The 12,726-nt window shown below is 59.2% G+C and carries 14 protein-coding genes; 8 read left to right on the forward strand and 6 right to left on the reverse strand.

The genetic code is table 11. The features are described 5' to 3' along the window. Nucleotides 1-2: 2 nt before the first annotated feature. The 7 genes from JNM85_08800 (at nucleotide 3) to JNM85_08830 (ending at nucleotide 5,921) form a co-directional block, all read left to right on the forward strand. On the forward strand, nucleotides 3-1,160 hold the full coding sequence (locus tag JNM85_08800; GenBank protein MBL8088150.1) for an ABC transporter permease: 1,158 nt from the start codon (nucleotides 3-5) through the stop codon (nucleotides 1,158-1,160). Continuing rightward, on the forward strand, nucleotides 1,157-1,804 hold the full coding sequence (locus JNM85_08805; GenBank protein ID MBL8088151.1) for an ATP-binding cassette domain-containing protein: 648 nt from the start codon (nucleotides 1,157-1,159) through the stop codon (nucleotides 1,802-1,804). The genes JNM85_08800 and JNM85_08805 overlap by 4 nt, the downstream gene beginning before the upstream one ends. Nucleotides 1,805-2,204: 400 nt before the next feature. Next, a complete protein-coding gene (speD, locus tag JNM85_08810; GenBank protein ID MBL8088152.1) occupies nucleotides 2,205-2,750 on the forward strand; it encodes an adenosylmethionine decarboxylase in 546 nt (181 codons plus the stop codon). Nucleotides 2,751-2,912: 162 nt separating this feature from the next. After that, nucleotides 2,913-4,058, forward strand: coding sequence for a PLP-dependent transferase (locus JNM85_08815; protein ID MBL8088153.1), 1,146 nt, complete (start codon nucleotides 2,913-2,915; stop codon nucleotides 4,056-4,058). A gap of 21 nt (nucleotides 4,059-4,079) precedes the next feature. Beyond that, nucleotides 4,080-4,445: a hypothetical protein gene (locus JNM85_08820; protein MBL8088154.1), complete on the forward strand. Its 366-nt coding sequence runs from the start codon at nucleotides 4,080-4,082 to the stop codon at nucleotides 4,443-4,445. Between the two features lie 21 nt (nucleotides 4,446-4,466). Beyond that, nucleotides 4,467-4,697, forward strand: a complete 231-nt coding sequence (locus JNM85_08825) for a YtxH domain-containing protein (GenBank protein MBL8088155.1) — start codon at nucleotides 4,467-4,469, stop codon at nucleotides 4,695-4,697. 33 nt (nucleotides 4,698-4,730) lie between these two features. Then, the gene (locus JNM85_08830) at nucleotides 4,731-5,921 is read left to right on the forward strand and encodes an AI-2E family transporter (GenBank protein MBL8088156.1); all 1,191 of its coding nucleotides are present in this window, start codon (nucleotides 4,731-4,733) and stop codon (nucleotides 5,919-5,921) included. A 58-nt stretch (nucleotides 5,922-5,979) separates the two neighbouring features. Here the strand turns inward: JNM85_08830 and JNM85_08835 are convergent, their stop codons facing one another. From JNM85_08835 to JNM85_08860, 6 genes are all read right to left on the reverse strand, one after another. After that, complete coding sequence (locus JNM85_08835; protein ID MBL8088157.1) at nucleotides 5,980-6,240, reverse strand: hypothetical protein; 261 nt, start codon at nucleotides 6,238-6,240, stop codon at nucleotides 5,980-5,982. A gap of 109 nt (nucleotides 6,241-6,349) precedes the next feature. Beyond that, nucleotides 6,350-7,306, reverse strand: coding sequence for a peptidyl-prolyl cis-trans isomerase (locus JNM85_08840; protein MBL8088158.1), 957 nt, complete (start codon nucleotides 7,304-7,306; stop codon nucleotides 6,350-6,352). Nucleotides 7,307-7,536: 230 nt separating this feature from the next. Further along, nucleotides 7,537-8,982: an amidohydrolase gene (locus tag JNM85_08845; protein ID MBL8088159.1), complete on the reverse strand. Its 1,446-nt coding sequence runs from the start codon at nucleotides 8,980-8,982 to the stop codon at nucleotides 7,537-7,539. After that, nucleotides 8,979-10,262: an FAD-dependent oxidoreductase gene (locus JNM85_08850; GenBank protein MBL8088160.1), complete on the reverse strand. Its 1,284-nt coding sequence runs from the start codon at nucleotides 10,260-10,262 to the stop codon at nucleotides 8,979-8,981. The genes JNM85_08845 and JNM85_08850 overlap by 4 nt, the downstream gene beginning before the upstream one ends. Continuing rightward, nucleotides 10,259-10,507, reverse strand: coding sequence for a hypothetical protein (locus JNM85_08855; GenBank protein ID MBL8088161.1), 249 nt, complete (start codon nucleotides 10,505-10,507; stop codon nucleotides 10,259-10,261). Before JNM85_08855 ends, JNM85_08850 begins: the two co-directional genes overlap by 4 nt. Before the next feature lie 78 nt (nucleotides 10,508-10,585). Next, complete coding sequence (locus tag JNM85_08860; protein ID MBL8088162.1) at nucleotides 10,586-11,263, reverse strand: aquaporin; 678 nt, start codon at nucleotides 11,261-11,263, stop codon at nucleotides 10,586-10,588. A gap of 76 nt (nucleotides 11,264-11,339) precedes the next feature. Between JNM85_08860 and JNM85_08865 the strand changes: the two genes are divergently transcribed. Continuing rightward, entirely contained in the window at nucleotides 11,340-12,722 is a 1,383-nt protein-coding gene (locus JNM85_08865; protein MBL8088163.1) for an MBL fold metallo-hydrolase, read from the forward strand. Nucleotides 12,723-12,726 lie beyond the last annotated feature (4 nt).

Here is a 12,726-nt window from a genome sequence, read left to right on the forward strand (position 1 = left end):
CCATGGCCAAGCGACTGAGCACCAACCCACTTGCGCCCAAGGTCTACCTGCTCCGCGAAACGGGCAAGACGGTTCCTTTGACGCTTGTGATCGTGCTCGCCGTGATGCTTATCGCGGGCATTGTGAGCATGATCAATTCCATTCCGCTGAGCATCCGTACCATCTACAGCTACTCAGCACTTTACGCCGGGTTCACCCCGCGGGGCGATGCCAGCCGTACCCCCGAAATCCGGCAGCGCATCGAGAAAGAGTCTCCCGTACCGCTGGGTAGAGTCATGACCGCCCGAGCCAGCGAAGCGGTGGTCAAGAGCATCGTAGGAAAGTGGCCGTTCGTCATTCTCGGACTCGAGCAATCCGACATGGACTACTACCTACAGGCGATGGACACCAAGTCCATCGACGGTCGGAAGCCGCGCCCCGGTACGCCAGAGGCCCTCATCAGCGAGCCGCTTGCCAGGAACCTCGGGCTCAAGCTCGGATCCACATTGCTCGGTCCGACCATCGACGAGAGTTTCTCGCCCATGCCCGTCAAGGTGGTCGGTATCGCGCAGACCAACAAGTGGGTCGCGATGGTCCCGATCGAGTACCACCGGCTGTACCACTTCCCTCCCATCGACGTCCTCGCGGTCTTCACGAAGGACCCCGCGCAGCAGCCTGAGTTCGACTCGTGGGCACTCGAAGCCTTCAAGGGTGAGCGGACGCGCGTTTTTGTCTACGAGGATCTCGACAAGGACACAACCGAGATGTTCAACATCCTGTATCGGATTCTCAACGTGGTTATCGGCGCGCTGGTGCTCGTGATCACTTTCATGATGGGCATGCTCATGAACATCTACCAGTCGCAGAGGTTGCAAGAGTTTGGTCTGCTCCAGGCGCTGGGATACACACGATCGGCACTTCTACGTCGCGTCTTGGGTGAAGCAGCAATGGTCGTGATCGGCGGATGGCTCCTCGGTGTCCTCACGGCTTTCGGACTCCTCAATCTCGTGAAGCGCATCCTAATGGACCCGCAGGCGTTCGCACTCGACCCGCTAGATCGCACCGCCTACTTGTATTCCATTCCGGTCCCCATCGCGATCTTGGTAGTGGCGGGGCTCACGGTGATGATCCGCTTCCGCAGGTTTGACCCGGTGGGCGTAGTCGAGAGGAGGCTTGTATGATCCGCGCTTCCGATGCATCCTTGGTGTACTCCGATCACGGCAAAGAAGTCTTCGCGTGCAAGGCGGTCGGCCTGGAACTCCACGAGGGTGAGTTCGTGGGCATCCTCGGCCCCTCTGGGTCGGGCAAGAGTTCGCTACTTTTCTTACTTTCAGGACTGAAAACTCCTACTAGCGGGCAAATATCGCTCGATAATCAAGACATCAATCAACTTTCCGACGCCGCGCGCAGTGCCCTACGGCTGAAATCGTTCGGCTTCGTTTTCCAGTACCCGTACCTGCTCGGGTACCTCAGCGCGCTCGAGAATGTACTGCTCGCTCGTCCCGGCGAGGACCGCCGGGACGAGGCCCTAGAGTTGCTTGAGGAGCTGGGGATCGGCCAAAAGTCCCATCGGAAGCCGCATGAACTCTCCGGCGGTGAGCGTCAACGCGTGTGCGTTGCCAGGGCACTCTTGGGTTCACCGCGAGCCATCTTTGCGGACGAGCCCACTGCGGCGCTCGATCACAAGAATGGAACTCAGGTAGTCGAGCTTTTGAACCAGCATCGGGGCTCGGGCACGCTCATCATGGTCACCCACGACCCCTCCATGCTGGCCCAAGCCGACCGAATCATCCAGATCTCCGATGGCGAAATTGTCCACCACTGACACCGTTTCGATACCGGTTCTGCGAGTTTTCCCCAACTATTTTTGACTTCCGGCCTAACCTTTGGTACAATGGACCTCTGCGGGACCCCCCACGGGAACAATTCGATCCTTTGGCCCGCCGAATCTCGGGAGCGAACATGCGCTAGCAGAATGAATCTCACGTCGATCTTGTACGGTGACGGTGCCAAGCACCGGGGTGTTGAGCAAAATGCTCAGAACTTCTACCAAGGAGATCGGTCGCTGGGATTCGTCACTCCCACACTCCACTCGTCGTCTGGTCGGGTTTCTCCCGGTGGCCCTTGCGGCTGTCGGTCCGGCGTCACATCTTCTAAGGGAAACTTGATTGGAAAATATCTTCCATACGTTTAGTGTCGTTGCCGCTTTTGCGGCTGTCGTGCCCATGGTGCATTCGCGCAGGGCAAGCTGGCTCAGCCGCTTCTTAAAGCGCTTCGAGAAAGCAGTCGCATCCCCACCTCGCGTACGCAATGAGGGCGGATGGACGCTTATCCAGTGTGACGACGTCGATGAGTTTCGCTCTTGGCTTGAGCGCGACGAGGTCGGACTGCCGTTCAAGGACGGCGAACCATCTTCGCTGGGATCGCACCTTCTGGTCGAGCTTTTCGACTGCGACAAGGACTCACTCAAGCTTGAAACCACGGTCGGTCAGGCCATGCACGAAGCTGCGGCAGAGAGCCAGGCGACGGTCGTGACAGAGTCGTTCCATGAGTTCAAGCCGTATGGCGTATCCGGCGCGGTGATCATTCAAGAGTCGCACTACACGATTCACACTTGGCCCGAGCACGGTTACGCAGCGGTCGACCTTTTCTACTGCGGTGGCACGGTGCACGTGCACAAAGCTATGGACGTCCTGAAGGATCGATTTAAGCCAGGCCGTATGAAGTTCCTCGTCGTGCGACGAGGAGTTGAGAACGAAGTCACCGGTTAGTAAGGCACAAAGAAACCACCTCGGGCGCAATTCCTGTGAATTGCGCCCGCTTATTTTGTCGAAAGTCACAAAGACGTACGATTGTTTTGGTGTCTTTGGTCATTTTTCGCGCTGCTTCTGCCTCAGCCATGGCCTCCGACTGACATCAGTCAAAATGGAGATATGGAGTTCGCAAGCAAGCCGATCCGCGTAGGACAAAAGCCAGAGTCGGCTTTCAAGTCCGTCATCTTCCCCATCTACCAATCCTCGACCTTTGCTTGGGACGACCTGGAATCGACTCCAGATCTTGAGTACACACGCGTTCAGAACCCTACTCGGCGCGCACTGGAATCGGTCATCGCCGCACTCGAAAATGCAGAGTTCTGTACCTGCTTCAGCTCTGGTATGGCCGCTGTCATGGCGACTTTTTCACTCCTGAAGCAAGGTGATCACCTCTTGATTGCCTCCGACATCTACGGCGGTACGCACCGACTCGGCGTCGCACACCTCCCAAACCTCGGAATCGACGTGAGCTTCTACGATGCGAGCAACCCGGACTCCATGAGAGAGGCCGCCACCGACCGAACGCGCATGGTGATCTTCGAATCGCCAACCAATCCGACCATGCAGGTCATGGACATTGCCGCGAACGTTCTTGTGGCCAAGAGCCTGGGACTGCTCGTCGTGTTCGACAACACGTTTGCCAGCCCGGCGCTTCAAACTCCCCTCGAGTTTGAGGTCGATCTCGTTCTGCATTCCACCACGAAGTACATCGGTGGCCACAGTGACGTGGTGGGTGGAGCAGTTGCGACCAAGGACCCACAACTGGCCGAGCAGATCTTTGAGTTCAACAAGAACGTCGGTTGCAACCCGAGCCCATTCGACTGCTGGCTGACCCTTCGCGGAGTCAAGACCTTGGCACTTCGTATGGAACGGCACTGCAAGAACGCCGCCGAAATCGCCCGCTACTTGGAAGCCCACCCTCGTATCAGGCAGGTTTACTACCCGGGTCTGGAGTCCAACCCCGGCCATACCCTCGCCAAGGTCCAAATGAACGGCTTTGGCGGCATGTTGAGCTTTGACCTGGACGGCTCAGAGGAGCAGGCTCGTGCACTGGCAAAGGATCTCTCCTTCTTCATCCTCGCCGAGAGCCTGGGCGGCGTCGAGTCCCTCATCGGCTACCCCAAACTCATGTCGCACGCGGGCATGACGGAGGAAGAGCGGCTCGCCCGCCGCATCACTCCAACCCTGCTCCGACTCAGTGTCGGGATCGAGGATTCTCGCGATCTTATTGCAGATCTCGAACAAGCCCTAAAAAAGCTGGGGTGAACAGACTAGAATAGAGTGATCTTGGAACTGGTTCTCGGAATCCTCGCCTTAACGTTTGCGCTCATCGCAATGGTCCTCGGGGCCATGGCGTTTCAGCAGCTACGTGCATTGAACCGCAACCTCGGATCGCTCTCCAAGCAACTTGATCGCATGGACTCCAAACTTGCGAGTCAGGAGAAAAAGCTGAAGGCGCTGGAGGATCAGTCACACTCGCTTCCCGCACTGCCCGGCAAGCTGGGCGCTCTCGTGCCCCTGCTTCTGGGCGGAAAAAACCGAGGCGCGGGACAAACTGCGGCGTTGGTGGCGTTGAATGTGTTGCAAGGGTTCTTGTCTGCTCGAAAACAGCGGACAAAGGCTCTTGTATCCAAAAACCAAGATTTGGAGTAAAACGAACTAGGAGGAACCTAAATGAGCGAATCAGATGATAAGAATGCTTTAGTTTATCTACTTGCCGGATTTGGACTCGGCGCGATTGTTGGAGCAGCTGCAGGCGTGCTTTTCGCACCGAAGGCAGGCACGGAAGTCCGCGAGGATCTCGGCCACAAGCTGACCGACCTGAAGGGTCGCACAAAGGAATGGGTTGAGGAGCAAAAGGCCAAGCGAGTAAGCAAGCTTGAGCCGGAAGAGCTCGGAGCCTAAGTGCAGCGGGCCGGCCTCAGTTGGCCAAAGATTATGCTGTGGGCGGCGATCATGGTCGCCGCCCTCGGTTTTCTCTACCTTGTCCGCAGCATCCTGATGCCGTTCGTGCTGGCGTTCATTATCAGCGTCCTGCTCGAACCAACCATCCAGAAACTTCGAAGACGCGGCGTGAGTCAGGGCATGGCCATCGCCCTTGTCTTCATTCTCTTCTTTGGGAGCCTTACCGTCGTGGGCGCGCTCGTCACGCCGATGGCGACGACCCAGCTTCGCAACTTCAGCTCCAACCTTCAGACGCTAACCAATCAGCTCGCTGAATCGGAATCGCAGAGCGTCTTCGAACGTTGGAACCCGGTTGAGCGGGCGACCCAAACGGCCACCGTCAACCCTATCGACCGGATGCTGGAGCAATTCCGCGAGCCGCTCGGTCGTGTGGGAGTCCCTGCAAACCGCCGCGCGCTCGTTCAGCAGTACATCGAACCGCACCGCGAGCGCATTGCAAACGGCGTCAAGACGTTTTTCAACAGCTTCTTCTCCATCCTGCTCAGCGCGGGTTCGCAGTTCTTCATGCTGCTGTTCACGCCCGTATTCGTTTTCCTCATGCTCAGAGACTTCGAGCAGATGAGGATACGCTCGGCAACTTACATCCCAACTTCGATCCGCGCCGAAACACTCGCCCTCATCCGTGAGATCGGGCAAGTCTTCATCAGCTACCTGCGCGGAGTCACGATCTCAGTCTCGGTCTACACCGCCATCGTCACAGTCACCCTGAGCATCATGGGTGTTCCGTACGCGATCTTGCTCGCCCTGCTCGCTGGGGCGCTCTACATGATCCCGTGGTTAGGCTTCTTCATCGCCTTGGGATCTGTATTCCTGGTCACCGGGTTGACCGGTGCGACCGGCAACTGGTTCATGCACATGGCCGATCCGTGGATGTTTGCCGCGGTCTGCGCAGGCGTATACACGGCCGTCTTCTTCGTCTACGATAACTTCGTCAATCCGAGGCTGATCGGCCGCTCCGTCGGGCTCAGCATCCTGGTGAGCATGTTCGTGGTCTTCAGCGGCGCGGCGCTCTTTGGCATCGCTGGCATGATTCTGGCGTTCCCCGTCGCGGGTTCCATCAAGGTCATCCTCAATCGCGTGCTGAAGTTCACCTCCAGCACCTCGACTTCAGACCTGCGGCTCCCGGTCACGCCACTTCGACATCGCACCAGCGGCGAAATCTAGACAGCAATTGGCCCGTCACTCCGATGAAGTGACGGGCCAATTCGTTCTGAGACCGCGCTTACTTGCCGATCTCGCCGTCGCCGTCCAGATCCCGCTTGAGGAGTTCCTCGGCCTTGTCCTGAATGGTGTCGGCAACGCCGCCTGCCTTCTCCATCATGCCTGCGGCCAACTTGCCCAGACCATCGACGCCACCCGACATGGCTTCCTTAGCCTGCTCCAGCATGCCTGCTGCGCCTTCGGTAGCAGCACCGGCTGCGCCCTCACCATCGGTAGCGGCCTGACCCGTCAGGTTTTCTAATGCCTCTTTAGCCTTGTTCATAATATCCAACGTACTTACCTCCAGAAAAGAAGTGTGCCGCCTGATGACGGCGCACTTCTATTTAGTGTCTGATTGCCCTGACAAAGTTCCCAGTACGGTGTACTGTTTTCTAACGACCAAGCTTGTAGCGATCGATCAGCTTTTGCAGCTCTGACTTGAACTGCGTGTCCACCATCTGAATCACGACCTTCTTTCGCGTCTCGGAGAGCATCTTGGCGAGGTCGTTCTTGACGTTGCCGCGGTCGATCATCAGCCCGCGGCGGATGTCCGCCTTCAGCGTGTCATCCAAAGGAAGCACGCGTTCGGGGGTCACGCCCTCTTTGTTGAACTTGATCCACTTGTTGTCGCCCTTGATCCAATCCGTCTGCTGACCGATCTTCACGCTGTCCAGCGCCTTCTGCACTGGCTCTGCGAATTCTTCGACGGGGACGTCACCAAGCGCTCCGCCTTTAGCGCGCGTAAGGTCTTCGCTGTACGCCTTCACCACGTCGGCAAACGCCTTCCCGGCGGCCAGGTCAGCAGTCGCCTTGGGCTTATTCTCATCGGAGACCACAAGCACGCTGAGTTTCATGGTCCTCGGGACGGTGTAGCTGCTGATGTAAGTCTTGTAGTGCCGCTCGACCTCTTGGTCGGTGACGTTGATCCCCTTGGTTACTAACTTGAACTGCGCCACTTCTAGCTGCGCTTGATACTTCAAATCGGCTTCGGTCAAACCCATGGCGAGCCACTTCTTCAGGTACTCAGGGTTGCGTCCAACCTTGCGTTGGTACTGCGCATCAATCTCGGCCGCACTCGGGGTCACGCCATTCTCCTTGGCGCAAAGCATGATCACGCGCTCCTCGATCAGGAGCTGGAGCGTAAGCACTCCCGGGGGGCTCTCTTCCCAGGTCTTGCCATCGGGCAGCATGCGACCGACGCCCGGTAGATACTCCATTCGGCTAAAGTACTCGGCTGCCTTGATGGGCTCGCCGTTTACAGTGACGAGGACCCGATTGGGGTCGATCTGAGCGAACGCGAACGAACTCGCGAGGGCGCACAGCACGCCCGTCAGTTTTGCCAGTTTCATCATCATCTTATTGTGCGCTAACGCGTACAGTCCTAAACGCATGAGGCCACTCTAAATTTCACAGGATGCGGCGCAAAGAAAGGCCCCCGGAGCGAGGGGAGCTCGGGGGCTGGGTCTTGGTTATTGTTGTTGGAGGAGAGATTTGCTTGATTGGCTTACCGCTGTCTTTTTCTGCAGCGCTTACTGATCTGAACGCATTCACCCCCTAAAGAGTTCGCCAAACTAGAAAACTAGGACACATTCTCGCGAGGATGGGTCGAAAGTCGCATAGGATCCGCGGTTGAGCCGACCACCAGCTGGCCCCAGCCTGCGTCGCCATTCGCCCGTGCGGCCTCCGAGGTGATGGCGGCAAGCGCAACATCAAAGCCCACGTTCTCTCCAGGATCGAAGGGTGCCGGACGGTGCGTTGCACAGCGCAGCAACGCCATCGGGTCGCCGCTGACGATCGGGCGGTCGGACGAAAAACTGACGGGTATCCCGCGGTCCATGAGGGTCCGCCACTGCTTGAGCCGCGCGCTGCGCTCCGGCCCTAGCTGGCGCGCATAAGAGTGTCCAAAGCGCACCAAGAACTCGGGTTGCATAGTCACGAAACAACCCAGCTCCGCGAGCTGATCGATTTGCGCTTCCGAAAGCAGCATCGCGTGCTCCAGGCGATGACGGGCGGGGTCCTCCGTTTTCGCAAAGGAGTCCATGACTAGCTGGGTCGAATGATCTCCAATGCTGTGCACGGCCACCGAGTACCCCGCGTCTGCGGCGGTACGCACCATGTGGGTGAGCTTCTCGGGACTGTAGATCAGCTTGCCCGTGCCACCAGTCAGGTACGGCTCGGACATGGCTGCGGTCGCCGAGCCGATCGCCCCATCCGCAAAAATCTTGATCCCCGCCACGCGGCAACGATCAGGATCCATGGCGTCGGTCGCAGCACGCAAGTGCTCCGGATCCAACGCCCGTGGTCCAAAGACCGTGCTCCACTGGACGTACAATCGGAATCGCACCGGTGAGCCGCGCTCCGTCGCGATCCGATAGGCGTGCAGTTCGTCGAGCAAGTCGTAGCGGCCCGTCATCATGTCCGACGCGGTGCGGATTCCGTAGCTCGCCATCGATTCTGCAGCGCGCAAGATGGCGTTCACCATCTCTTCCCGCGACGGGTTTGGAACCGTGCTCCAAACGTGCTCACTCGCATGCTCCAAGATCTCGCCCGTGAACTCGCCTGCCGCATCGCGGACGAACGTGCCTCCCGCTGGGTCCGGGGCGTCGCGATGGATGCCCGCCCTCTCCAGCGCTGCCGAGTTCACGAAGCTGGCGTGGCCATTCACATGACGAAGTAAGATTGGCTTCTCTTGCGAAATCTTGTCTAGGTCGAGGCGATGTAGCGCGGATCCGGGCGCGAAGCGCATCGGGTCCAAGCTGATCCCTAGCACCCAGTCCGGCATGGTGGGCTCTGCATCGTGAACCCGCGCCAAAACCTCCTCGGGACTGGCGACTCCACCCAGATCCAAATAGCCCATGTGCATCCCGGAGGGAAGAATATGGCAATGATTGTCTATAAAACCTGGCACAAGCCAGCCGTGATCTCCCTCGCCAGCGATCGGGTCAATCGACACGATCGTGCCCGCATGGCTGAGAACCCGAACCAGTTCGCCGGTATCCCACCGTCGCCCGATGAGCTCGCTCAAGCGTCCAGAACCTCTTTCGCCACCCTTTCTGCGCTCTCCAGCGCGCCTTCGATGAACCCTATCCAAGTCCCCGTGTGCTCGCCAGCAAAGTGGATGCGACCATCGGCCGTACCCATCCATTCCATCCCGCCAAGCACATACTCCGGAGCAAGGTGAGAAAAGGCCCCTTGCGCCCAAGGATCGCCGACCCAATCGTGCAGCTCACCCGAGAGCCATTGGGCCCGTAGGCCTGGGCACAGGGCATCTAGCTCCCCAAGGACAGTGCCTACGGGGTCCACTGAGGTCCGCAATGTATCGGCACGATCACCGCAGATGTAGCAGTTCAGCACGGGTGGAGATCCATCGCGACTGGCGTCCCAAACCTGCTGGAACGTCTTGTCGGCAAGCATTCGTCGCGGCCAGCCGGGTAGCGACAGAGCCGCCTCATTGAAGATCAAGCTCACTTTGACGGCGCGACTCATGCCGCAAAGGTCGAGCGCGGCCTCTTTGAGTTCGTGCAACGCGGGCTCAAAAACAAGTTCCTTGATCGCAGGCGGCGGCAGCGTAAGGATCACGTGGTCGTAGGTGCCGGCGTAGTCGTCGAACACGAGCTCGACTTGGTCGCCATCGCGCAGCACTCGGCGAAGCGCCTCTCCCATCCGGGGCTTGATGTCGACCCGGGCGAGCATCTGTTCGCAGAGAGTCTGCGCGCCGCCTCCGATCCGGTATGCGCTCATGTCCCCTTCCCCGCGCTCTTCGTACTTCAGGCGTCCGCAGAGCCAGCCTAGCAACCCTATGCGCGCCGAATCATCCCCTTCGTCGCTGCGGATGGTCGCTTCGAGCCACCACCTGCCACGCGGAGTTGCGGCCACGCGGTCGAGGAATCCTGAGAGAGACTGCGCGTCCAGGTCCATGCTCAGTACATTTTCATAAGCGGGCTCAACCAGATCGAGACAAAGCGTATCCGCCGCTAGATCGGCTCCGTCCAGTGAAGCAACGCAGTCGGGCCAAGGTTGGTCCTCCGGGCACCGCTCTCCGGCATACTCAACCACTCCCGGCCAAAGGTCGCTGCGCTCGATCTCGATCCCCAGTTCTTCGCAGAGTTCCAGCACCCTCGGATTGTCCGCATCGATCCACTCGCCACCCGCCTCATAGAAACCGACACCCGCCCGCACGGTGTGGAGCCTCCCCCCGACGCGGTCTCGGGCCTCGAAGAGGTGCAGTTCGATTCCGGGCTGATTCAGGAGCATGGCTGCACGGCAACCCGCCGCACCGAGCCCCACAATCGCCACGTGCTTCATGAGCGAGCCCTGCGGATCATGATGTCACCGACCAAACACAGCGCCATGACAAGGAACCCGATCGAAATGACCGGCGGAGGCATCTCCATGCCCATGAAGAGCGCGGAAATCCCTAAGCCACCGCAGGCACCGGCCATGGTGTACGCGCGCGGTCCTTTCGACCGCGCACGGAGAATCCACGTGACGGCGAGGATCGCGGCGGCAATGGCAATGGCAAAGAAGTAGGTTGCGACGCCTGGCGGCATGCACCCATTTTGAACTAAAAAAGCCGGGGCTTTCGCCCCGGCTAACCCAGTGAGAGGAGAGGATAGAAAAAGCCGTTCTTAGGCAGGGACCTCCGGGTCGCCTGCGAGCACATAGCGATACAATACTGCACCGACGAGGGCTCCGAGGATGGGTCCAGTCAGAAAAACTGCAATCTGACTAAAATCCCCGCCCGTGACCGCGGGACCGAGATACCGAGCCGGGTTCATGCATGCACCGGTGAGTGGACCCGCCATCAGAATATCGGCGGTCACGACCGAGCCGATCATCAGGCCCGCGAGTCCTTTCGGAGCGCGACCATCGACCGCCGCGCCGTAAACCACGAGCATCAGGAACATCGTGAGGATCATTTCGATGACGATCCCCTGAGTCGTTCCGAGTCCTGCCCCAAGAGAGGGAATCCCATGTTTGATGTTCGTCATCGCCGCGGAACCATGGGCGTAAGCCACCGCCGCCGTACCTGCGATTCCACCCAAGACCTGCGCGACAATGTAAGTCACCGCGTCGCTGGACTTCACCTTTCCGGTTGCCAGCAGTGCAAGGGTGACCGCCGGGTTGAAGTGAACAGGGCCAACGGCAGCGAGCGCCGTGATCATGACGGTGAGGGCCAAGCCGTGGGCGAGCGCAGGACCGACGACGTCGGCACCGCTACCAACCGACACCGCGACCGCGCCGATCCCCAAGAAACAAAGCGCGAATACCCCTATGAACTCGACGACTGCCCCTCGTACGTTCATAACCTAGGAGACGGGGACTTTTCTGCGGATGCACCGAGAATTCGCACAAAAATTCTGGGCATGTTAGAATTCGGCTATGCGATCAAGCATTACGTTCCACGGCGCGGCCCGCACAGTCACGGGCTCAAAGCACCTGCTCGAATCAAACGGTGCACGCGTCCTGATCGACTGCGGCATGTTCCAAGGCCCGAAGGCGATTCGCGAGCGTAACCTTCAGCCGCTCGCCTTTGACCCACGCGAAGTGGACTGCATTGTTCTTACTCACGCCCACATGGACCACATCGGGTACATCCCGCGCTTGGTCAAGATGGGATTCAAGGGACCCATCTACTGCACCAAGGCGACCAAGGGGCTCGCACAGATTTCACTCCCCGACAGCGGCCGAATTCAAGAAGAAGACGCCTACCACGCCCGCAAACGCGGCATCACCGAGCGCGCGGAACCGCTGTACACCGAGCAAGACACCTACGAAGCGCTCAAGCTCTTCCGAACCGTTCCGTACCACGAGTTCCACGAGCTACCGGGGAAAATGCAGTTCCGGTACATGTTCGCTGGGCACATCCTCGGGTCGGCTTACGCCGACGTGTATCTGGGTTCTGGCCAACGCCTCCTCTTCAGCGGAGACCTGGGCCGGTGGGATACACCCATCATTAAAGATCCCGAGATGATCGACGCCGCGGATGTGCTCGTGATCGAAAGCACGTACGGTGACCGCGACCACAGCGATGAGAGCCCTGAAGACCACTTGGCGACCATCATCAACCGCGCGATCTCCGAAGGCCGGGTCGTCATCGTCCCGAGTTTCGCGATTGGTCGGACACAGGAGCTTCTGTACTACCTCAATAAGCTTGAACTCGAGGGGCGCATTGGCCGCATGCCCGTCTTCGTCGACAGCCCGATGGCCACGAGCACGTCTCAGTTGTATGGTCGGAGCCAAGAAGAGTGGGACGACGAAATGCGGGTGTCGCTGCAAGCCGACGACACCCCTATTGAGCCCGATCACCTCACGTATGTACGCGATCGAAATCAGTCCAAGGAGCTGAACTCCCGATCCGGCCCAATGCTGATCATCGCTGGTAGCGGCATGGCCAATGGAGGGCGAGTGGTCCACCACCTCATGCAGCGACTGGGCGATCCGCGTACCGACGTCGTCTTCACCGGTTACCAGGCAGTCGAGACCCTCGGTCGAGACCTGCTGGACGGCGCGCCCGAAGTGCACATCTTTGGCAAGCCGGTCGCAGTGCGGGCAAACGTCGAGAAGCTCTCGGCGCTCTCCGCCCACGCGGGTCAAAGTGAACTCTTCCGGTTCCTTCGTGGGTTCAAGCAACAACCCAAGCAGGCCTTCATCGTCCACGGCGAACCGGATGTACAAGACATCTTCAAGGCCAAAATTGAGGCCGACTTGGGCTGGTCGGGGGTCCACATCCCCGACCAAGGACAGCAATTCGCGATAGAATGAGGGC

It is taken from the genome of Chthonomonas sp., assembly GCA_016788115.1.
GTDB lineage: Bacteria > Armatimonadota > Fimbriimonadia > Fimbriimonadales > Fimbriimonadaceae > UBA2391.